The following is a 22,288-nucleotide window of genomic DNA, read 5'->3' on the forward strand; positions in this document are numbered from 1 at the left end:
CACGAACGGCGGAACCTTTCGGAACTTACACGACTTTATCTTATTTTCATCACATTTGCAGACTAAAATAAACCAGCAACGAAATCCATCGCGTTCTGCGCGGCCTTTGAGAGGAGCGTTATTTGTGATCGAAGTTTCTCATCTTACCAAAAAATACGGGCACCGTCTGGCGGTAGAGGATGTTTCCTTTGCAGTGGCAGACGGCGGCATCTGCGGCCTGCTCGGCCCCAACGGCGCGGGCAAGTCCACGATCATGAATATCCTCACCGGGTATCTGTCCGCTACCAGCGGGCAGGTCACGGTGGCGGGGCACCCGCTGCCGGAGGAGGCCGATGCGGCAAAGAAGTGCGTCGGCTATCTGCCCGAGCAGCCGCCGCTCTACCCGGAAATGACGGTGCAGGAATATCTGGATTTTGCTGCAGAGCTGAAAGGCATCAAAAAGAAGGCCGACCGCAAAGAACAGGTGCGCAAAGCTGCCCGCCGCACCGGGCTGGAAGAGGTGCTGCCCCGGCTCATCCGCAGTCTGTCCAAGGGCTACCGCCAGCGCGTGGGCATTGCGCAGGCGCTGCTGGGCGCGCCGCAGCTCATCATTCTGGACGAGCCTACCGTAGGCCTTGACCCTGCACAGGTCATCGAGATCCGCAGACTCATTCAGGAACTGGGCAAGACCCATACGGTCATTTTGTCCAGCCACATCCTCAGCGAGGTGCAGGCGGTGTGCAGTCAGGTACTGATCCTGTCCAAAGGCAGGCTGGCGGCATCGGGCAGTCTGCAGGAGCTGACGGCGGACGGCAGGAGTCTGGAAGAAGTCTTTCTGGAACTGACCGGCGGCGAGACCGAGGAGAGCACAGGGGAGGAAGACGAATGAACGCCATTTTCAAGCGGGAACTCCGCAGCTATTTCCACGGGATGCTCGGCTATCTGCTCACCGCCTTTATGCTGGCGGCAACGGCCATCTATTTTGTTGCCCTGAATCTGGGCTACGGCCTGACGGATTTTGGCTATTACACGCTTTACCGCACGATCTTCATGCTGCTGCTCTACATTCCGGTCCTGACCATGCGGTCGCTGGCCGAAGAGCGCCGCACCCGCACCGATCAGCTGCTGCTTACCAGCCCGGTCTCCGTCTGGGGCGTGGTGCTGGGCAAGTTTTTCGCGATGTGCGCCGTATTCGCGCTGCCGTGCCTTGTGGATGCCGTGATGATCCTCATCCTCTGGGCACTGGGCGGCACAGTCACTGCACTGGCCGCGAACTTCGCGGGCCTGCTGTGCTATTTTCTGCTGGGCTGTGCGGCCATTGCCATCGGCGAGTTCCTCTCCGGCCTGACCGAAAACCCCATCATCGCGGCGGTGGCGGGCTTCTCGGTGCTGCTGCTGGCCTACATGATGCCCAGCCTGCGCAGCATGTTCACCGCAGGCAGCGCAGTGGCGCTGGTCGTCTTTGTGGGCATCGCGGGTGCGGCATCGCTCCTTGCCGGGCTGCGCACCCGGAGCTTTGTTCTGGGGTGTCTGGCCTTTGCAGTGTGCTGCCTGGGGCTGACGGGCCTTTTCCTCGTGAAGAGCGCTTGGCTGACCGAAGCGTTCAGCGCGGTGCTCAGCGGGCTGTGCCTGTTCACGCCGTTTGAAGAGTTTGTCAACAACAGCTTTTCCATCCCGACGCTGGTGTACTACCTGACCGTGACCATGCTGTTTTTGTTCTTCACGGCGCAGGGGCTGGAAAAGCGCCGCTGGAATTAAAGGAGGTGCGCAGCGATGAAGTTCTTCCCCAAAGATAAGACGGCCCTGAATGGGCGGGTGTTCCGCAGCGGCCTCTATTCCGCCGCCATCACGGCGGCCGTCCTGGTTCTGGCCGTGCTGGTGAACCTGCTGGTGCGGGCCCTCCCGACCAAATACACCACGTTCGACCTCTCGGAGGCCGGACTGTATACCCTCAGCGACAGTTCTGCGCAGGTGGCGCAGGGCCTGACGCAGGATGTGACCATCTACTACCTCTGCGAGACCGGCAATGAGGACCAGATCATCTCCAAGCTCCTGGACAAATACGCTTCCGAGAGCAGCCATATTACCTGGGAAATCAAGGACCCGGCGCTTTACCCGACCTTTGCAGCGCAGTACGGCGCACAGGATGCTGCGTCTGGAAGTCTGATCTTGGTCTCTGGGGAGCAGAGTGTCGTGCTGGACGCCTCCGACCTCTACGATTATGACTATTCCGACTACTACACCACCGGCAGCTATCGTGTGACGTTCTCCGGCGAGAGTAAGATCACCTCGGCCATCTACCGCCTGACCAGTGGGGAACAGAAACACGCCTACTACACCACCAACCACGGCGAGCAGGCCCTGACCGACACGCTGACCGATGCACTGGAAAATCAGAACCTCTCCCTCACGGCGCTGGACCTGCTTTCTAGCGGCAGCGTCCCGGAGGACTGTGATCTGCTCATCATCAACGTCCCTGCACAGGACTTTGCCTCGGCGGGCGCTCTGGTGGATGAGATGAGCCTTCTGCGCAGTTACCTGAGCGCAGGCGGCAAGGTTCTGCTCACGACCGATACCTATTATAATACGCCCAATCTGGACGCTGTGATGGCCGAATTCGGCCTGACCCGCGCCGAGGGGCTGGTGGTCGAGGGCGATTCCGGCCACTTCATGAACGGCTACCCCTACTATCTGCTGCCGGACTACACCAGCCCCACCGAGACCACGGCGCTGGAGGGCGTGGATACCAGCCGCCATATTCTGCTCCAGATGGCGCAGGGCATCACCCTGACTGAGACGGAGAATGTGACCGCGGAAGCGCTGCTCACCACCTCCGATGCGGCCTACAGCAAGGCGACCGGGTACGAGATGACCACGGTGGAGAAAGAGGACGGCGACACGGATGGCCCCTTCACGCTGGCAGCCTACGCCCGCAATACAGTCACCGAGGCAGAGGTCATCTGGATCAACTGCGGCAACATGGACAACGAGAGCGCGTATCAGGTCGTGCCCGGCAACTGCACTTTCCTGCAGGGCTGTGCATCCTCGCTGGCGGGGCAGGTCGGCAGTGTGCTGATCGACTCCAAGGCGCTGGAAGCTGCCCCCATCAGCGTTTCCAGTGCACAGGCGGCGGTGCTGGGTCTGGTGTTCATCCTGATCCTTCCGGCAGCGTTGCTGGCGGCAGGTGCCGTCGTGGTCATCCTGCGGCGCAGAAAGTGAGGCCCGCATGAAAACGAAACAGCGCACCCTCATCGTTCTGCTGGTTCTGGTCTTTCTGGCGGGTGGAGCCTTCGCAGCCCTGACGGCGAAGAACGAGCAGGCCGCACAGGCCGAAAGTGCTGCGGCGGAGGGCACCATCCCGCTGTCCTCCTTTGCAGCGAACGACCTGACCGAACTTGCGGTCACATACAACGGCGAGACGAATACCCTGACGGTTGCAGACGGCAGCTGGACGCTGGCGGATGACCCGGACTATCATCTGGACGCCACCGCCTGCAACACGATGGTAACCGCCCTGTCGGCGCTGAACGCCAAACGCCAGCTGACCGAAGAGCCCGGCGAGGACTACGGCTTCACGGACGAGAGCCTGACCGTCACGGTCACAGCGGCAGGGGAGACGAACACCTTCACCTTTGGGGCGGAGAATGCCGCCACCGGGGATATCTACCTGAAAAAGGCCGGGGACGATGCCCTGTATACGGTGGCGGCGTCCAAGGCGGCCTGCTTTGCGCTGAGCCGCGCGGAGCTGTTCGGTGCCTTCAACCCGGCAGGGCTGACCTGTTCGGCCATCGAATCCGTCACCCTTGTCTGCGGAGATGAGCCGTTCACTCTGACGGCGGTTTCGGAAGCCGCAGAGTCCGACCGTTCGGCCGACTCCGAAAGCGACAGCGACAGCACGGCGTACACCACGGTCTGGAGGCTGGCGGATGCACCGGATGCAGAGCTGGACGAAACACAGGTCAGCAGCCTGCTTTCGGCCCTCAGCAGCTACATCACGGCACAGGATCCCCACGGCGATGCGTCCGGCATGAAGCAGCTGGCTGCAGCCACGGTCCGCACAGCGGACGGCGAACGGACGCTGACCTATTACGAGGGCACGGACGGCTATTATCTGACCGTGTCGGGGGACGCTTCCCTCTACACGGTGGATGCCGCCACTGTGCAAACAGTGTGTACCGCAAAGGACCGTTACAAAGCGGCTTCGTGAAACAAAAGTTCATCTGGAAGTCCTTTTTGAGCCCGGAAGTTTCCCGCAGGGGAGCCTCCGGGCTTTTTGATGTTCCGGCCCGGTTTTTGCCCGGTACGTAAAGTTTGGGCAAACTGTGTCAGAGCGATTGACATTTGTACGGAAATTGTATAAGATAGACACGAACAGGGGGAGAGACTGCGCAATTTGTCACCCAAGGCACGGCGCGTGGGGACCGATCGCCCTGGTACGAGGGATGGGGCATGGCCCTGTCTTTTTTCGTATCTGAGTTATAAGGAGGATAAAGTAAAAAATGGACAACTCGGTGATCGTTTCACTGCGGGATATCGTAGTGGAATTTGACGGTCAGCGCATTCTGGATGGGCTGAACCTCGACATCCATGACAAAGAGTTCGTAACGCTGCTGGGCCCTTCCGGCTGCGGCAAAACCACCACCCTGCGTCTGATCGCAGGTTTTCTGGAACCCAATTCCGGCAAAGTGCTGCTGAAAGGTGAGGACATTACCGGCGTGCCGCCCTATAAGCGCCCGGTGAACACCGTTTTTCAGAAATACGCACTGTTCCCGCACCTGAACGTGTTCGAGAACGTGGCCTTCGGTCTGCGGCTCAAAAAGATGGACGAAGAGACCATCCGCCGCAAGGTGCGCAACATGTTGGAAGTTGTTGGCCTGAAAGGCTTCGAGCGCCGCAGCATCAGCCAGATGTCCGGCGGCCAGCAGCAGCGCGTGGCCATCGCCCGCAGTCTGGTGAACGAGCCGGAGATCCTTCTGCTGGATGAACCCCTTGGCGCACTGGACCTCAAGCTGCGCAAGGAGATGCAGCTGGAGCTGAAGCGCCTGCAGCGCGAAATGAACATTACCTTTATTTATGTTACCCACGATCAGGAGGAAGCCCTTACCATGTCCGATACCGTCGTGGTCATGAACGGCGGCAAGGTGCAGCAGATCGGCACGCCGGAGGATATTTACAATGAGCCGAAGAATGCCTTTGTTGCAGACTTCATTGGCGATTCCAACATCGTGGACGGCGTGATGCACCGGGATTTTCTGGTGTCCTTCTCCGGCGTGGACTTCCCCTGTGTGGACCGCGGCTTTGCCCGCGAGCAGAGCGTGCAGGTAGTGGTGCGTCCCGAGGATATCGAGGTGGTCTCTCCTGTGGAAGGCCAGCTTGTCGGCGTCGTGAACGATGTCATCTTCAAGGGTGTCCACTTTGAGATGCATGTGGAGTGCGAGGGCCGCGAATGGCTGATCCATTCCACCCGCGCCTGCACCCCCGGTGAGACCATTGGTATGCGCATCGGCCCCAACGAGATCCACATTATGGCGCGTTCAGAGGGGTGAGCCGCAATGATGAAGATTTACGATAAAAAGCTGGCCTATCCGTACTTTGTATGGATGACGCTGTTCACAGTGGTGCCTTTGATCATCGTGGTGTACTATGCATTTACGGATGCAAACGGAGCTTTCACGCTGGATAACCTCACCTCCATCAGCGGCTACGGCTCTGTGTTTGCCCGCAGCCTGCTGCTGGCCCTCATTGCCACGGTCATTTGTCTGGTCATTGCGTTCCCGGTGGGCTATTTTCTTTCCCGCCTGCGGGTGAACAAGCAGCACATCATGCTCATGCTGGTCATGCTGCCCATGTGGATGAACTTTCTGCTGCGCACCTACGCATGGATGGGCCTGCTCAGCATCAACGGCCCGGTGAACGCCGTTCTGGGCGTGTTCGGCCTTGGCCCCTTCAATATGCTCAACACGTCCGGTGCGGTGGTGCTGGGCATGGTGTATAACTATGTGCCCTATATGATCCTGCCGCTGTACACCAGCATGACCAAGATCGACCAGAGCCTGGTGGAAGCTGCGCAGGATCTGGGCGCTTCCACCACCAAGACCCTTCTCCGGGTGCTCATTCCCATGAGCGTGCCCGGCATCAGCACCGGCATCACCATGGTGTTCGTCCCGGCGGTGTCCACCTTTGTTATCAGCCGTATGCTGGGCGGCGGCTCCAACCTGCTCATTGGCGATCTGATCGAGATGCAGTTCCTTGGCAACAGCTACAACCTGAACGTGGGTTCTGCCATGAGCCTTGTGCTGATGATCATTGTGCTGCTGTGCATGAGCTTCACCTCCAGCTTTGATGAAGATGAAATGGAGGGCGTGTCCTGATGAAAACGAAACATCTGCGCCTGATGCAGCGCGTCTATATCGTGCTGTTTTTCTGCTTCATGTACCTGCCCATTGCATACATGATCGTATTCAGCTTCAACCAGTCCAAGGGCTATTCGCTCTTCACCGGCTTTACCCTCAAGTGGTACTCCAGCCTGCTGCACAACTCCTCCATCCTGCATGCGCTGCTGGTCTCGCTGGAAGTGGCTCTGATCTCTGCGGTCATTGCCACTGTGCTGGGTACAGCGGCAAGTCTGGGCATTGCGTCCATGGGCCGTGGGAGCCGCCTTGTCGTCACCAACATCACCTATATCCCGGTGGTCAACCCGGAGATCATCACCGGCATCTCGCTCATGCTGCTGTTCGTGGCCTACCAGCGCTTTGCCGGGGGTGTCTCCTGGCTGCCGGATACCATCATGGGCTTCCCGACGCTGCTCATTGCGCATATCGCGTTCAATGTGCCGTATGTCATCTTCAACGTCACGCCCAAGCTCAAGCAATTGGATATCAAGCTGTATGAGGCAGCGCTCGACCTTGGCTGCGACCCCAAGCAGGCCTTCTTCAAGGTCATCCTGCCGGAGATCAGCCCGGCCATCCTGTCGGCGTTCCTCATCTGCCTGACCTATTCCATCGACGACTTCATGATCTCCTATTTCAACTGCGGCACGGTGGAAACGCTGCCCATCGCCATCTACTCCATGACCCGTAAAAAGGTCAGCCCGGAGATCTATGCGCTGTCCACCATCATGTTCGTGGTCATTCTGTGCATCATTCTGATTTCCAATGCAATGGAGAGCCGCAGCTACCGCCGCGACCAGAAGGCGCTGAGAGGGGGGATGCCGCATGAAACAGATGAAGCGCATGGTGCTTTTGCTGCTGACGGTGGTGTTTGCCGTCAGTCTGCCGCTTTCGGCATTTGCCGCCGGCACCATCGAAGTCACCGAGGATGTCTCGGTGTCGGACGATTACGACTGGACCCGCTTCAAGGGCCAGAACGTGGCCATCAATGTCTATAACTGGGGCGAGTACATCTCCAACGGCTCGGACGACAGCGTGGACGTGGTGGCGGCCTTTGAAAAGCTTACCGGCATCAAGGTGAACTACACCACCTTTGATTCCAATGAGTCGCTCTATGCCAAGCTGAAATCCGGCGCGGCGGATTACGATGTCATCATCCCGTCGGACTATATGGTCGCCAAGATGATCTCGGAAGGGATGCTTGCAAAGCTGAACTTTGACAACATCCCCAACTTCCAGAACATCGACGAAGTCTACCGCAACGCCGACTACGACCCCGCCAATGAATACACCGTGCCCTATATGCTCTGCACCACCGGCATCATTTATAACACCACCATGGTGGACAAAGCGCCCACCAGCTGGGCCGACCTGTGGGACGAGCAGTACGCAGGCAATATCCTGATGTTCAACAACAGCCGCGATGCCTACGCCATCGCGGCATTTGCCACCGGCCACAGCATCAACCCCCAGTCCACCGAGGAAGTGGACGAGGTGGTCGGACACCTCAAAGCGCAGAAACCGCTGGTGCAGGCCTACGTCATGGATGAGATCTTTGATAAGATGATCGGCGGCGAGGCAGCCGTCGGTGTGTACTACTCCGGCGATGCCATCACCATGATCGACGATAATCCAGACCTTGCATGGGTGTTCCCGGAGGAAGGCAGCGTGCTTTCCGTGGACTGCATGACCATTCCTGCTGCCAGCGAACATCAGGAAGCTGCGGAAATGTTCATCAACTTCATGTGTGAGACGGACATCGGCAAGGCAAACGCCGAGTACATCGGCTACACCACCCCCATGCAGGATGTGTGGGAGGTGCTGGACGAGGATCTGAAGGAGAGCGAGATCGCCTTCCCCTCGGAGGAGATCGAAGCGAAGGAAAAGGTGTTCACTGCCCTGAGCGACGATGTGAACAGCGAGCTGGACGTGAAGTGGAGCGAAATGAAGAGCTACGACGAGGGTGGCAGCGGCATCGTCTTCCTGATGCTGCTTCTGGCCATGGTAGCGCTGGCCTGCTTCAACATCTGGCGCAAGCTGCGCAAAAAATCGCGGAACATGTATTGATCCATGCAGGCTGCGCCGCAAACGGTGCGGCCTGTTTTTGATAGAGAGGATATTTTTACTATGGTACTGAACCACTTTACTGAAACTGCGACCGTTCTGAACGCCGACTGTGATTTTCACCGGAAGCTCAAACCCAGCGCCCTGTTCCGTTATGTGGAGCAGGCTGCGGCGGATCACGCCCGCGCCTACGGCATGGACGACGATTTTTTTGCCGCCCGCCACACGACGTTTCTGGTGGGCAAGCAGGCCGTGGAGGTCTACCGGATGCCCACCCGCGGCGAGAAGATCACGCTGGATACCGCCTGTGAGCCTTGTAAAAAAGGCTCGATGAAGCGGATCACCCACATCCTCGATGAGACCGGGAAGAAGCTGGCCCTCGTGGACTGCCGCTGGATCGTGGTGAACACCGAAACGGGGCACATCATGCGGCAGCCCAGCTGGTGCACCCCCAACTACGAAAACGAGGATGTGGAAGAGGAGCTGCCCCAGCTGGTGCACAAATGCAAGGAGCTGACCCCGGCGGGCAGCTGGACGGCCAGCTACTCGCTGTGCGATCTGAACGGCCATTTGAACAACGCATTCTATCTGGACATCGCCTGCGACGCCCTGCCGTTAGAGGCGCTCCGGAAGGGCCCGCTGCGCTTCGCCTCCATCAACTACCACCGCGAGATCCCGATGGGGGCGCAGGTGGCGGTGGCCTATGCGCCGTCGGCCGATGGCTGGTATGTGGTGGGCCGCCGGGACGAGCACATAGCCTTTGAGTGCTATCTGGAATTTTCCAGCGAAGCGGCTGAGAACGCCTGAGAAAAGAATTACAAAAAAATTACAAAAACTTTCGCAAAACCCCTTGCAAAATGGTTTCAAAAGAGTTACAATATGGTTACAAGAAGAGCGAAAGCTCTTCTGCGTGAAATCTTTTTCTTCTTGTTATCCGTGGATATCGGGTGCGCACCGCTCCTCCTCCGGCTGTTCTCCTTCGCAGCTGTTGGTGTGCACCGCACAGGCGGTATCCCGCTTCGTGTGCAAAAAAGCTCGCTCCCATTCGGGGGCGGGCTTTTTTGCACCCCCAGGCCCGCAGTAGGGGAGAACGGCCCGCATTTTCGGGAATAAAGTGTTACTTTCCACCGTTTTCTTAGACAAAGTGTCTGGTTTTCGCAAGGACAGTTTTGGAAAGTTTGTTTTGCGAAATGCTTGCGTTTGTGCCGGTTTGTGTTACAATAGGTGCAAGCATTTTTAGCATCTTCCAGGCACGATAAGTGAAATGAATTTGCCGCCGTTTCTACGGGCTGCACGAGAGAAAAGGAGTTTGAACATGGCTTATTTCTATAAAGAACCTTCCCGCACTTTCGGTGAATATCTGCTGATCCCCGGCTATTCCTCTGCAGAGAATATCCCCACGGCTGTCAGCCTCAAGACCCCGCTGGTCAAGTACCGCAAGGGCGAGGAGGAGTGCCCCCTGCAGATGAATATTCCCATGATCAGCGCCATCATGCAGGCGGTCTCTGGCGATAAGCTGGCCATTGCACTGGCCCGTCAGGGCGGCGTGTCCTTCATCTACGGCTCTCAGAGCATTGAGAACGAGGCTGCCATGGTGCGCCGCGTCAAGAGCTTCAAGGCTGGTTATGTCGTGTCCGATTCCAACCTGGCCCCCACTGCCACCCTGCACGATGTGCTGGAGCTGAAGGCACGCACCGGCCACTCCACCATTGCCATCACTGCCGATGGCACTCCGAGCGGCAAGCTGCTGGGCATTGTTGCATCTCGTGACTACCGCATCAACCACACCCCGGATGATGCCCCTGTCACCACCTTTATGACTCCCATTGAAAAGCTGGTCACTGCACCGGAGAACACCTCCCTGCACGACTGCAACAACATCATCTGGGATAACAAGATCAACACCCTGCCTCTGGTGGATGCCGAGGGCAACCTGAAGTATATGGTGTTCCGCAAGGACTACGACTCCCACAAGAAGAACGCCAATGAACTGCTGGATAAGAACAAGAGCTATGTGGTGGGCGCCGGCATCAACACCCGCGATTACGCTGAGCGCGTGCCCGCACTGGTGGATGCCGGTGTGGATGTGCTGTGCATCGACTCTTCCGAGGGTTACTCCGAGTGGCAGAGCCGCACCATCGGCTGGATCCGTGAGCACTACGGCGATACCGTCAAGGTGGGCGCAGGCAACGTTGTGGATGCCGAGGGCTTCCGCTTCCTGGCCGAGGCTGGTGCAGACTTCGTGAAGATCGGCATTGGCGGCGGTTCTATCTGCATCACCCGCGAGACCAAGGGCATTGGCCGTGGTCAGGCTACCGCTGTCATCGAGGTGGCAAAGGCCCGCGATGAGTACTATAAGGAGACCGGCATCTACGTGCCCATCTGCTCTGACGGCGGCATCGTCCACGATTACCACATCACGCTGGCACTGGCCATGGGTGCGGATTTTGTGATGCTGGGCCGCTACTTTGCCCGCTTTGACGAAAGCCCCACGAATAAGGTGCGCATCAACGGCCAGTATATGAAGGAGTACTGGGGCGAAGGCTCCAACCGTGCCCGCAACTGGCAGCGCTACGATCTGGGCGGTTCCAGCAAGCTGAGTTTTGAGGAAGGCGTGGACAGCTACGTGCCCTATGCCGGCCCTCTGGCTGACGGTGTGCAGACCACTCTGTACAAGGTCAAGAGCACCATGTGCAACTGCGGCGCTCTGTCCATCCCGGAGCTGCAGCAGAAAGCAAAGCTGACCGTGGTTTCCTCTACCTCCATCGTTGAGGGCGGCAGCCACGACGTTGTGCTGAAGAATGCTACCCCCAATATCATGAATGGCTAAACATCATTGAATCGAACGGCTGCTTCCCGGCTTCTGGAGGCAGCCGTTTTTCTGGTTTGGAAAAAAGATTTTGCCTGCACCCGCCGGAATTTTACAAAACCTCTTGCACCCATCCGGGAAAGATGCTATCATGGTACAAACACCCTGTCATGACAGGGTGGAAGAGCTCCGCGCCGCACCTGAGATGCAGACCGGGCCGGGGCGTTTTTTCAGCAGCCGCCCGGTATCGGCCGCTGTATGGATATGAAGAGAGGAAACTTTCATGGACGAGATCAAAGTTGTTCCGTATATTCCGGATGAAGACTATGACAACCCCGCAATGGTCGTGGATTTTTACGAATTTACTATGGCCAACTGCCTTTTCCTGCACGGATTCAAGGATACTACACTGGTGTTCGATATGTTCTTCCGCAAGAACCCGGATAATCAGGGTTACTCCATCAGTGCCGGCCAGCGCAAGCTGACCCGCTTTCTGCTGAACTACCACTTCAATGCACAGGATATCTGGTGGCTGCGCACCAAGGGCATGAGTGAGGAATTCTGCGAGTATCTGCGCACCTATCAGTGGAAGGGCGACATGTACGCTCTGCCCGAGGGCACGGTGGCATACCCGCATGTGCAGATGGTGCGCATCGAGTGCGACCTCGTGGGCGCAATTCTGATCGAGACCTACCTGCTGCAGACCATGAACTTCCACAGTCTGATCGCCACCAAGGCTACCCGCGTCACCGGCCTGAACACCCACACGCCCCGCAGCGTGATGGAATTCGGCACCCGCCGTGCGCAGGGCGAAAGCGCTGGCAACGATGGTGCATATGCTGCTGTTCTGGGCGGCTGCGTGGGCACTGCCAACTGTTTGGCCGAGATGAAGTTCGGCGCGGAGGTCAAGGCTGTGGGCACCGTAGCGCACAGCTTCATCGAGTTCTTCCCCACGGAGTTTGATGCCTTCAAGGCCTTTGCCGATACCTACCCGGATTCGGTCAGTCTGCTGCTGGACACCTATAATATCATGGAGAGCGGTCTGCCCAACCTCATTAAACTGGACGATTACCTCATCGAAAAATACCCCAACGACCCGAACCGCCGCGTCAAGAGCGCCCGTATCGACTCCGGCGACCTGGCCCGCGGCTCCAAGCGCCTGCGCAAGGCACTGGATGCGGCCGGTAAGCCTTACATCAAGCTGGTGGCTTCCAATGGTCTGGACGAAAAGAAGATCGCCAACATGGAGCTGTATGAGCACGCTCATTTTGACTCCTACGGCGTGGGCGAAAACCTGATCACCTCTGCTTCCGACCCCGTGTTCGGCGGTGTGTACAAGCTGGTGGCGGTCAAGCAGCCGGACGGCAGCTACACTCCCAAGATGAAGTGTTCGGATTCCGCCAGCAAGGCCATCATTCCGGGCAAGAAGATGCCGTGGCGCCTCTACGATGAAAATGGTCAGGCCCAGTGTGACCTGATCGCCATGGATGATGAAGTCATCGAGGCGGGCAAGCCCGTCACGATGGTCAATCTGGACTCCGATGCCATCGAGCGCACCGTCACCATTACCCCCACCAAGGTCAAAAAGCTGCTGGTGCCGCACATCCTCCACGGCGAACTGGCCATTGAGCTGCCTTCGATCGCAGAGAAGAAGGCCTACATTGCAAAGCAGCTCACCGAGGAGACCTGGGAGAGCGAGTTGCGTCTGGAGTGCCCGCATAAGCACTATGTGAACATGACCCCGGCTGTGGCCGAGTGCCGTTCCAAGATGTATGCAGAGCTGCACGGCGGCAAGGTATAACTTGACAAATCGGGATTTCTATTGTATGATATGAATTGCCGTTTGCAGCTCTTGCAGCGGCAGTTCATTTAGAAGCCACTGTGGTGAAATTGGCAGACACGAGGGACTTAAAATCCCTTTCTGGAGACAGAGTACGGGTTCAAGCCCCGCCGGTGGCATGAAAAAGCCCAGAATTGTTCGTTGATTCGAATGATTCTGGGCTTTTTGCGTAGCTGAGCTGAAACATGATTTGCTCACCAATTTCTCTCATCATTTCTTCAGATTCTTTATCATCCATATTATAATACCCCTTTCGTTGGAATGGGTTTCTTGGAAGTAAGTATAGCATGAAATCATTTTGAACTCAATTAGGTCCGATTTTCAGAATCTTCGTTCATACAGTTGTATGGATTTGTATTGGTTTCTATTGATTTCCAGATATCAACATGATAAAATGATAAGAAAGCTCAAATAACGATGTTGATAGATTGGTGTTTTCCATTTTCAATGTGAAGGAACCCACTTTATTGCGGAAGGGGGACAGGGTGGCATTGTCTATTTGACCACCGTTTATCAGTACCAGATAGCCCGCGCAAAGTATCAGGCACGGGTAGACGACCTGCAAGCACCGGGAGATCCGAAAGGAATTAGTTGCGGCAAAAGCGGGTTGAAACAAGAAATTCATTTTATAAACAAACGTGAATTTATGTGAGGAAAAATGGCTACGAATACGACTGGAATTGAGAAGAAAGTTGAAATCGACCGAAAAGAAAATCTGCGCAAACATCAGCTGTATTGGATCGTGCGTCGGACGCAGGATATTATTTTGTCGTTGGTGGCGCTGGTAGTGCTGTCACCTGTTATGTTGATTACAGCGATTGCTATTGTGGTAGATGACCCATCGGCTGGCCCAATCTTCTCGCAGGAGCGCATTGGACGTGATGGAAAACCCTTCAAGTTCTATAAGTTCCGCTCCATGTGCCCCAACGCAGAGGCAAAACTGGACGATCTGCTGGACCAGAACGAGATGGATGGCCCTGTGTTCAAGATCAAGGACGACCCCCGCATTACCCGTGTGGGCAAATTTATCCGCAAGACCAGCATCGATGAGCTGCCCCAGCTGTGGAACATCCTGAAGGGCGATATGAGCATCGTTGGCCCCCGTCCGGCACTTCCCCGTGAGGTGGAACAGTACGGCGACTATGAAAGGCAGCGTCTGTATGTGACTCCCGGCCTGAGCTGCTACTGGCAGATCGCTCCGCACCGGAATGACCTCTCCTTTGAGGAGTGGATGGATCTGGATGTGAAATATGTCAAGGAGCGCAGTTTCTGGGTGGATTGGAAGATTATCTTTAAGACGTTCAAGGTGTGCCTGCTGGGGCATGGGGAATAATGACTGAAACAACGATGAAAATCAGATGGTTGAAGAGTTGATGTGCTTGAATGGGTACGTGAAATAATACGCGGCTGTCATAATAGGGACAAGGGTACGGCAGAGAATGAAAGGCTCCGCAACCCGAAGTTCATATTTTCTTACCCGAAGAATGAACGACTGATCTTACTGAATGGCAGAAATGCCGCATGGGAAAAAATCTCGACCATGAGGGTGAGGTGGCAGTCAGCGGACAGGTGTAAGACTTATCCGCTATTTGTTTTGGGTAAAACGGCCCAAAGTCGAATATTTGAGGACGTGGCGTTGTTACAGCTAAAGGTGAGGGCTATTTCTCGAAACACACCAAGCAGTTCCTAACCCGTTGCAATAAAAAATTTTTTAGAGGAGAGCGTCAGATGAAGAAAAAAGATGAAATAAAAGTGTGTTTGGTGGGTTCATCTGGCGGACATTTAACCCACCTTTATATGCTAAAGCCTTTTTGGAAGAATAAAAATCGCTTTTGGGTGACTTTCGACAAAGAAGATGCGAGAAGTCTTTTGGAGGGTGAAAAGGTTTATCCTTGCTATTTCCCGACAAACCGCAGTATTAAGGCACTCATCAAGAATACAAAAATTGCATTGGATGTGCTTCACAAGGAAAAGCCGGACTTGATTATTTCCTGCGGTGCAGCAGTTGCGGTTCCGTTCTTCTACATTGGAAAGATGATGGGGGCGAAGCTGGTTTACATTGAGGTCTTTGATCGAATTGATAAGCCAACGATGACAGGCAAAATGGTTTACCCGATTGTGGATAAGTTTGTTGTGCAGTGGGAAGAGCAGAAAAAAGTTTATCCGAAAGCGGTCAACCTCGGTAGCATTTTCTAAGTAGAGGTAAGAAGTAATGATTTTTGTGACGGTAGGAACACACGAACAGCCATTTAATCGACTAATTCAAAAAGTAGATGAGCTGAAACGCGATGGCATTATCAAAGATGATGTGATTATCCAAACGGGCTTTAGTACATATGAGCCGAAATACTGCCAGTGGAGCAAGCTGATTCCGTATCAGCAGATGGTAAAGAATGTAGCGGATGCCCGGATTGTGATTACCCACGGTGGGCCGGCAAGTTTTATTATGCCGCTGCAGATTGGAAAAATTCCCGTTGTTGTACCGCGTCAGCATCAGTTCAAAGAGCATGTAAATGACCATCAGGTTGAGTTTGCAAGAAATGTGGCGCAGCGAATGGGAACAATTATTCCAGTGGAAGACATCAATACGCTGGGAGACATTATCACAAATTATGACCAGATTGTAGCAGGCATGAGACATGGCATGAGTAGCAATAATGCTAGGTTCAATGAAGAACTGGGAAAAATCGTGGACGATTTGGTGAAGTAAAAGAGAAATGGTGAAGATTAGAAAATGCGACATGCCTTTTTGATTATAGCTCATAATAATTGGTGGCAGCTAAAACAGCTAATTCAACTTCTTGACGCGGAAAATCACGATATATATGTTCATATTGATAAGAAGAGCAAATCTTTTTCGGAAAAAGATTTCTCAAATCTTACATCTGAGGCAAAGGTGTACTTTTTTCAGGAATATGAAGTATTCTGGGGCGGATTTTCACAAGTTCAGGTTGAACTTTTTCTGTTTGAAAAAGCGTATCAGCAGAAATATGATTATTATCACCTGATTTCGGGTGCAGATCTGCCACTGAAGAGTAATCTGGAAATTGATGCTTTCTTTGAGAAAAATCAGGGAAAAGAATTCATTCTATACGATAACGAAAAATTGCAGAATGACCCGGAAATCTCACGAAGAACAAAATATTATCATTATCTCCAGAATTATAGAAGAAGATATTCGCAAAAATGGAAAAATGATTTTTTTACGTTCTGTGAGCGAGCATCACTTGTGATGCAAATCGTGTTACATGTAAATCGAGTAAAAGAATTGGATTGGACGGTCAAATACGGCTCGAACTGGGTGAGCATTACAAATGACCTTGTAGCGGAACTGTTAAAACAGAAAGATAAAATTACAAAAGTCTTTTCCTACACAAATTGTGCAGATGAACTGTTTGTGCAGACGGTAGCCTACAATTGTGGATTCAAAGATAGAATTTATTGCCCGGAAGATGGAATGACGGAGAATGTTCGATTTATAGACTGGACGCGAGGAAAAAATGGTAACCCATATACATTTAGAAATTGGGATTACCAATCTTTGTGCACGAATAAGAATCTGTTCGCCAGAAAATTCTCTGAAAAAGAAGATAAGAGTGTTATCTTAAAAATTATGACAGACTTGAAAAAAGGTGTATAAGCAATGCCGATTGGAGTGAAATTCGAACGTAAGCATAAAAAGCTTGGCTATCTAGCAAAGTATTTATATTATTGTGTGGCAAAAAGAAATATTTTACAAAAAAGGATGTCCTTTGGGCAAATGAATTCAGATAGGGTGATTTATGTAATAAAGCCAGATTATCAGGACGGAGTAGAAGGGCTTTTGTCATTGATAAATAAACAAATTTTATATATGGCGTATGCAAAGAAAAAAGGCTATTGTCCTTACATAGATTGGAAAAATTATAAGACCCAATACTATGATGGAAAAAATAATGCTTGGGAATACTTCTTTAAACAGCCATCGAATCTGACTGAAAATGAAGTTTATAAGAGTAAAAAAGTCTATCTGTCGGGGTGGAGCTTTAAAACAGTCAATCCAGAAGGGTTATTTGAAGCAGATGTGTTTACTGATAAAAGAATAAGGGAAAAAAGTAGCGAAATGCTCTGTGAGCATATTCATTTCAGCGATGAGGTTCTATCAATTGTCAATAAAGAAGCAACAAGTCTGAATATATCAGAATGCATCGGTGTTTATATTCGTGGAACAGATTATGTAAAGCTGAAACCGTCTGGAGAATATGTTCAGCCATCAGTTGATCAAATGAAGTGTAAAATTCACGAATTTGAAAACAAATATAATGCACCGATTTTTCTCGTGACAGAAGATGGCGATATATTCGACAATTTGAAAAAAGAATTTGGCGATATTATTAGAATCGTTTCTTTTGATACCTTTATAAGAAATTATGAAGGAAAAGATGTGCTGAGCAAATCGGATGTGCTAGAAAAAGATAAAAAATTGAGAGGACAAAAGTATTTAGCAAAGATGATACTGCTTGCTAAATGTAAATACTTTGTAGGCTCAATGACACAGGGATCAAAATTCAGCTATATTCTAAATAATGGAAATTATTCGGATGAATATGTTTTCGATTTGGGATTGTATCCATAAAACCGAATGCGCAGATAGAGGTTGGGAAAAATAAAAATGAAAATATGTGTAATAATGTCAACATATAACGGCGAAAAATATATTAATCAACAACTGAATAGTATATTTCGAAATGAGAGAAATTATGAAATTGAGTTGTATGTACGAGATGATGGCTCAAAGGATAGAACGATTGAATATTTAAGGAATTATGGAATAGAACATGCTGTACCAATAGAAGTAAATGAAGGGGAAAATGTTGGATCGGCTGAAAGCTTTTTAATGGCACTTAGAGAGTGTCCAAAAGCTGAGTATTATGCTTTTTGCGATCAGGATGATGTTTGGATTGACGGGAAACTGTCCGCAGCAGTGGAACAAATTGGCATAACAAATCAACCTGTTTTGTGGTGCTCAGATTATCAAGTGACTGATTCCGACTTGCACGTTATGATTTCGTCTGTCCTTAAACAACCTGTTCAGGATAGTGTAAGAGCAGTTTTCTATAACAATGTTCCAGGGTGTACAATGGTATTCAATTGGGCTTTAATGCAGGAACTGCGAAAAGTAAATATTTCTAACATCAGAATGCATGATATCATGGCGATCAATGTGGCGCTGATAACAGGAAAAGTAATTTTTGATAAAACGCCGTATGTGCTGTATCGACAGCATGGAAACAACGTTCTAGGGTATAGTCATAAGAAGATTCAAATCGGAAAGTGGATTAAAGAAAAGTTAGAACTGATTAGAAATAAAGAAGACTATTCGACTGCTGAATATGCAAAAACGGTATTAAATGTATTCGAAAGTCAAATGAATGAGAACGAAAAAAAAGAATATAAACTCATTTCAAATATGAATAGAAGTCTAATAAGTAGGTTGAAAGTTTTAACAAAACCGTATACAAAAGAAGAATTTGGCCGCACCAGTATTTCTATTCGGTGCAAAATTTTACTGAATTTAATGTGAATTTTGGACGTGTTTTTAAAGGGCAAACAATATGGATAAGAAGAAAGCGGTTTATAGGACAGCTTTATTGCTATTTGGTATATTAGCTCCGATGCCCATTATTAGCCTTTTTTCCATTACAATGTATGTATGGTGTATTATGCTGCTCGGCATGATTGCTTTGGTAGAATTGGTAAATCAGGGTGGAGTGAAATTCGATAAACAGTGTGATCGTGCTTTTGCTGCTGTTATTACGACATGGATGATTTCATATTTGATTTGCACAGTAAGAATGCCTATAAAGTGGAGAAGTGGCATTGGAAAAAGTTTTGTACAGCTGTGCTTCCTTGTTATTGTATATATCTTCTTCTCGCAAAGAAAGAAGGTGCAGGAGCTGATTTATTACGTAAAGGGAGTATATATCTCATCAATTATTCAAATGGTATGGGGCTATGCACAGATACTATTTGATGCCATTGGACAAGACTTGAATACAATTGTATTTAGAGATACTTTTCATATGGTAGAAGATGCCACTCAGTATCAGTTTGGACGATTGAAAGTAAGTGGTTTGTGCTGGAACGCAGGAAACTTTGCACCACTCATTACATTTGGATATATCTATACAAAAAACATTTATCTCAAAGCAGCTTTCTTTTTGCTGGGATTTCTTTCAGGAAGTCGAACATTGATATTGGGGCTATTTGTAAGTGCCGCGATAGAATTGGCTGTTACCGTTGTTACAGGAGAGTTTAAAACTGCAATCACTAAGAAAAAAACTAAGAAAGAAAAGGCTTTCCTAGCTGTCGCAATTACAGCAATTGCTGTTGCTTTTGTGACAAATATGGATACCATTTTGAGGAAAGTGATGGAGGTTGCGGATCTTCTGGATATTATGAATCGAGTTAAAACAGAAGGAAGTGCCAATACGCATCTTTATTATTTAACATCTGTTCCTGCAATCACGATGAAAAATGACCTTCTTTCCAATCTGTTTGGATATGGACCAGGGTGTTCTGGCTATCCACAATCTGTTTTAATGAATTTTTATCCTGAATTGGATAAATGGTCGATTGAATGTGATTATGTAAATCAATTGTGGTCTTACGGATATATTGGCTTTGCGATTTACTATTATTGGTACATAAAAAATGCGCTGAGCACATTTAAACTTGATAAAAAATATGTTACACTATTCATAACTTTTTTGTTTGAGGGAATTCTGTATAATATTACGTTTAATTGGGTTCAATTTTTGCTTATTTCGATTTTTGTAATGAGCAAAGAAAAAATTGACATATTTAAAATAAACAATACTACAGTGTTTCAAAGGATATAATCGCTCATGAAAAAATTTTTTAAGGAACTATTGCGAGTTTACAAAAAAATACCACTTCCGGCCAAAGCTTCTATGTGGTTTGTTCTCTGTAGTGTAGTTCAGAAAGGCATTGCATTCATCACCACACCCATCTTTACACGCATGATGTCAACGAAGGAATATGGTTTAGTAAGCGTCTATAGTTCATGGGTGAGCATTTTGACGGTTGTTTTGACGCTCCAACTTGCAACGGGCGTTTATAACAAGGCAATGATTCGGTATGAAAAGCAGCGGAATGAATATACTTCTTCTATGCTTTTTTTGACGACTCTCTTCATTTCTGGAGGCTTAGGGATCTTTTTATTGTTTCCTAAGCAATTGAGTAATGTTTTAGGAATGAGTACGTCATTGATAATTGCCATGTTTGTGGATTTGATTTTTTCACAGGCGATGTCTTTTTGGACCGTGCGGAACAGATTTGAGTACGAATATAAAGATATTGTTGGCTATACACTTGCGTCGACGTTTTTTAGTACATTCGGAAGTGTCATAGCTATATATCTGTTTCCGGAACATAAGGCGTATGCACGCATTTACGCAATGGTATTAGTTCATATTGTAATCTACTCGGTTGTGTACTATAAGATAATGCGCGCGGGTCGTAAGACTGTATGGAAGGAAGCGTGGAAATACGCGTTGCATTATAATATTCCTTTAATTCCACACTATTTGTCACAGCAAGTACTAAATCAGGCAGACAGATTGATGATCAATCGTATGTGTGGAAGTGCACAAACCGCAATTTATACGGTTGCATACCAGATTGCAATGGTTCTCAATATTGTGACGACTGCTATAGAAAGTTCCTTCACGCCATGGGCATATCAAAAAATAAGTGAAGGAAAAGAAAATGAAGTTGGGAAAATAGCACAAAGTATTTTGATCGTAACGGGTATAACCTGTCTGTTCTTTACATTATTCGCACCGGAATTTATCTATTTACTTGGTGGAAACGCGTATCAAAGTGCGATTTGGGTAGTGCCGCCCGTTTGCATGAGCGTGTATTTTATCATGATGTACAGCTTGATCAGTACAGTTACTTTTTATTATGAAAAGACAAAATCAATTATGTTTGCTTCTTGCGCAATTGCGGTATTAAATATTATACTGAATCAGTACTTCATAACAATTTATGGAATGGTGGCAGCGGGCTATACAACATTGGTTTGCTATATTTGCTATGCGCTTGTGCATTACTTACTGATGTGTCATGTTTCAAAGGATAAAAAAAAGCAAAACCCGTTTAATATAGGAATTGTTTGGATTCCGGCAGTTTTGTTTGTTGTTTTGGCTGTTGTGAGTTCGATTTCTTATACGCATTTGAAACTTCGTATTTTATTGATGGTGTTGTTAGGTGGATTGCTAATCTTTGTAGCCTATAAGAATAAAAGTAATTTGCTTAAACTGATGAAAAAATAATTATTTTATGAGACGAAGGGTAACAAAAATGATAGCGGATAATAATCAAGTGGAACTGAGCATAGAGCAGATTCACAAAGTCACATTGGACATTGTAAAAAGAATGTCAAATATTTGTGAGAAAATTGGAGTGAATTACTACGTTGCATATGGATCGCTGATTGGAGCTGTTCGTCATAAGGGGTTTATTCCATGGGATGACGATTTTGATGTTGTTATGCTACGGAATGATTACGAGAAGTTTTGTGACTATTGTATACACCACCAGGATGAAATGAAACCATATAAACTTCTCACACGGAAAAATGAAGAAAACTATCCATATAATATAGCACGACTCAATAATATGGACTACCGTGCTGTATATGAAAACGTTCAAGGCTATGATTCAGGAGTTTTTATTGATATTTATCCGCTCGATGGCGCAGGGTCAAAAGCAGAGCAAGTAATTCAACGGGTGAAGAAGAAAAAAAGCGATTTGTTCCGAATCACTTTATGGAGCATCGATGATCATTATACCAAGTCAACTTATCATAAATGGTATCGCTCAGTGGCAAAGTATGTTGTTAGAAGTTATGCAAAAATTCGAGGATCCAAGTATTTCTTGGATAAAATGGAAAACTTTAAAAACTTATACGACATAAAGAAAAGTCGATACATTGCAGAAATGACTTGGGATTCTGGGCTTACCCTATATGAAAAGAAATGGTTTGAAGATTATATCTATATGGATTTTGAAAATCTTAAAGTAAAAGTTCCGGTTGGTTATGATGAATTCTTAAAATGTCATTACGGTGATTATATGAAACTGCCACCGGTAGAGGAACGAGTTCCTCATCACGAATATAAAGTCTATCGACGCTAAGAT

The 22,288-nt window shown here is 49.8% G+C and carries 20 protein-coding genes, 1 tRNA gene and 1 pseudogene; 21 read left to right on the forward strand and 1 reads right to left on the reverse strand.

What is annotated here, in order from left to right; translation table 11 throughout:
- Positions 1-124: 124 nt before the first annotated feature.
- From ACNQFG_RS10200 to ACNQFG_RS10255, 12 genes and pseudogenes are all read left to right on the forward strand, one after another.
- A complete protein-coding gene (locus ACNQFG_RS10200; protein WP_423404815.1) occupies positions 125-868 on the forward strand; it encodes an ABC transporter ATP-binding protein in 744 nt (247 codons plus the stop codon).
- Positions 865-1,737: an ABC transporter permease gene (locus ACNQFG_RS10205; protein ID WP_423404816.1), complete on the forward strand. Its 873-nt coding sequence runs from the start codon at positions 865-867 to the stop codon at positions 1,735-1,737. Before ACNQFG_RS10200 ends, ACNQFG_RS10205 begins: the two co-directional genes overlap by 4 nt.
- Positions 1,738-1,752: 15 nt before the next feature.
- Complete coding sequence (locus tag ACNQFG_RS10210) at positions 1,753-3,198, forward strand: Gldg family protein (RefSeq protein WP_423404817.1); 1,446 nt, start codon at positions 1,753-1,755, stop codon at positions 3,196-3,198.
- 7 nt (positions 3,199-3,205) lie between these two features.
- Positions 3,206-4,186 (forward strand): DUF4340 domain-containing protein, encoded by a 981-nt coding sequence (locus ACNQFG_RS10215; protein WP_423404818.1) that lies wholly within the window; start codon positions 3,206-3,208, stop codon positions 4,184-4,186.
- A 292-nt stretch (positions 4,187-4,478) separates the two neighbouring features.
- Entirely contained in the window at positions 4,479-5,525 is a 1,047-nt protein-coding gene (potA, locus tag ACNQFG_RS10220; RefSeq protein WP_097774916.1) for a spermidine/putrescine ABC transporter ATP-binding protein, read from the forward strand.
- A 9-nt stretch (positions 5,526-5,534) separates the two neighbouring features.
- Positions 5,535-6,350 carry an ABC transporter permease gene (locus ACNQFG_RS10225; RefSeq protein ID WP_044953212.1) on the forward strand — a complete coding sequence of 272 codons (816 nt, stop codon included), beginning with the start codon at positions 5,535-5,537 and terminating at the stop codon, positions 6,348-6,350.
- A pseudogene (locus ACNQFG_RS10230) lies at positions 6,350-7,183 on the forward strand (ABC transporter permease); the annotation flags it as partial. The gene ACNQFG_RS10225 and the pseudogene ACNQFG_RS10230, both read left to right, overlap by 1 nt.
- A gap of 19 nt (positions 7,184-7,202) precedes the next feature.
- A complete protein-coding gene (locus tag ACNQFG_RS10235) occupies positions 7,203-8,435 on the forward strand; it encodes an ABC transporter substrate-binding protein (RefSeq protein WP_423406582.1) in 1,233 nt (410 codons plus the stop codon).
- A gap of 60 nt (positions 8,436-8,495) precedes the next feature.
- The gene (locus ACNQFG_RS10240; RefSeq protein WP_423404819.1) at positions 8,496-9,239 is read left to right on the forward strand and encodes an acyl-[acyl-carrier-protein] thioesterase; all 744 of its coding nucleotides are present in this window, start codon (positions 8,496-8,498) and stop codon (positions 9,237-9,239) included.
- 508 nt (positions 9,240-9,747) lie between these two features.
- Positions 9,748-11,262 (forward strand): IMP dehydrogenase, encoded by a 1,515-nt coding sequence (locus tag ACNQFG_RS10245; protein WP_423404820.1) that lies wholly within the window; start codon positions 9,748-9,750, stop codon positions 11,260-11,262.
- Between the two features lie 262 nt (positions 11,263-11,524).
- Positions 11,525-13,042 (forward strand): nicotinate phosphoribosyltransferase, encoded by a 1,518-nt coding sequence (locus tag ACNQFG_RS10250; protein WP_423404821.1) that lies wholly within the window; start codon positions 11,525-11,527, stop codon positions 13,040-13,042.
- Between the two features lie 74 nt (positions 13,043-13,116).
- Positions 13,117-13,200: transfer RNA gene (locus tag ACNQFG_RS10255), tRNA-Leu, on the forward strand.
- Here ACNQFG_RS10255 and ACNQFG_RS10260 read toward each other — a convergent pair.
- A complete protein-coding gene (locus ACNQFG_RS10260; RefSeq protein ID WP_423404822.1) occupies positions 13,182-13,319 on the reverse strand; it encodes a hypothetical protein in 138 nt (45 codons plus the stop codon). The genes ACNQFG_RS10255 and ACNQFG_RS10260 overlap by 19 nt on opposite strands.
- Positions 13,320-13,739: 420 nt before the next feature.
- On the opposite strand from ACNQFG_RS10260, the gene ACNQFG_RS10265 reads away from it, so the two are divergent.
- The 9 genes from ACNQFG_RS10265 to ACNQFG_RS10305 all read left to right on the forward strand — a co-directional run bounded on the left by ACNQFG_RS10265 (position 13,740) and on the right by ACNQFG_RS10305 (position 22,285).
- The gene (locus tag ACNQFG_RS10265; RefSeq protein WP_423404823.1) at positions 13,740-14,414 is read left to right on the forward strand and encodes a sugar transferase; all 675 of its coding nucleotides are present in this window, start codon (positions 13,740-13,742) and stop codon (positions 14,412-14,414) included.
- Positions 14,415-14,809: 395 nt separating this feature from the next.
- Positions 14,810-15,277, forward strand: coding sequence for a PssD/Cps14F family polysaccharide biosynthesis glycosyltransferase (gene pssD, locus ACNQFG_RS10270; RefSeq protein WP_423404824.1), 468 nt, complete (start codon positions 14,810-14,812; stop codon positions 15,275-15,277).
- A 16-nt stretch (positions 15,278-15,293) separates the two neighbouring features.
- Positions 15,294-15,791, forward strand: a complete 498-nt coding sequence (locus ACNQFG_RS10275) for a glycosyltransferase (RefSeq protein ID WP_423404825.1) — start codon at positions 15,294-15,296, stop codon at positions 15,789-15,791.
- A 39-nt stretch (positions 15,792-15,830) separates the two neighbouring features.
- A complete protein-coding gene (locus ACNQFG_RS10280) occupies positions 15,831-16,721 on the forward strand; it encodes a beta-1,6-N-acetylglucosaminyltransferase (RefSeq protein ID WP_423404826.1) in 891 nt (296 codons plus the stop codon).
- 15 nt (positions 16,722-16,736) lie between these two features.
- Positions 16,737-17,696, forward strand: a complete 960-nt coding sequence (locus ACNQFG_RS10285) for a hypothetical protein (protein WP_423404827.1) — start codon at positions 16,737-16,739, stop codon at positions 17,694-17,696.
- Between the two features lie 54 nt (positions 17,697-17,750).
- Complete coding sequence (locus ACNQFG_RS10290; protein ID WP_423404828.1) at positions 17,751-18,644, forward strand: glycosyltransferase; 894 nt, start codon at positions 17,751-17,753, stop codon at positions 18,642-18,644.
- 31 nt (positions 18,645-18,675) lie between these two features.
- Entirely contained in the window at positions 18,676-19,962 is a 1,287-nt protein-coding gene (locus ACNQFG_RS10295) for a hypothetical protein (protein WP_423404829.1), read from the forward strand.
- A gap of 6 nt (positions 19,963-19,968) precedes the next feature.
- Positions 19,969-21,420: a lipopolysaccharide biosynthesis protein gene (locus ACNQFG_RS10300; RefSeq protein ID WP_423404830.1), complete on the forward strand. Its 1,452-nt coding sequence runs from the start codon at positions 19,969-19,971 to the stop codon at positions 21,418-21,420.
- Between the two features lie 28 nt (positions 21,421-21,448).
- Positions 21,449-22,285, forward strand: coding sequence for a LicD family protein (locus tag ACNQFG_RS10305; RefSeq protein WP_423404831.1), 837 nt, complete (start codon positions 21,449-21,451; stop codon positions 22,283-22,285).
- Positions 22,286-22,288 lie beyond the last annotated feature (3 nt).

Source organism: Faecalibacterium prausnitzii (genome assembly GCF_049532945.1).
Taxonomy (GTDB): Bacteria; Bacillota; Clostridia; order Oscillospirales; family Ruminococcaceae; genus Faecalibacterium; species Faecalibacterium prausnitzii_N.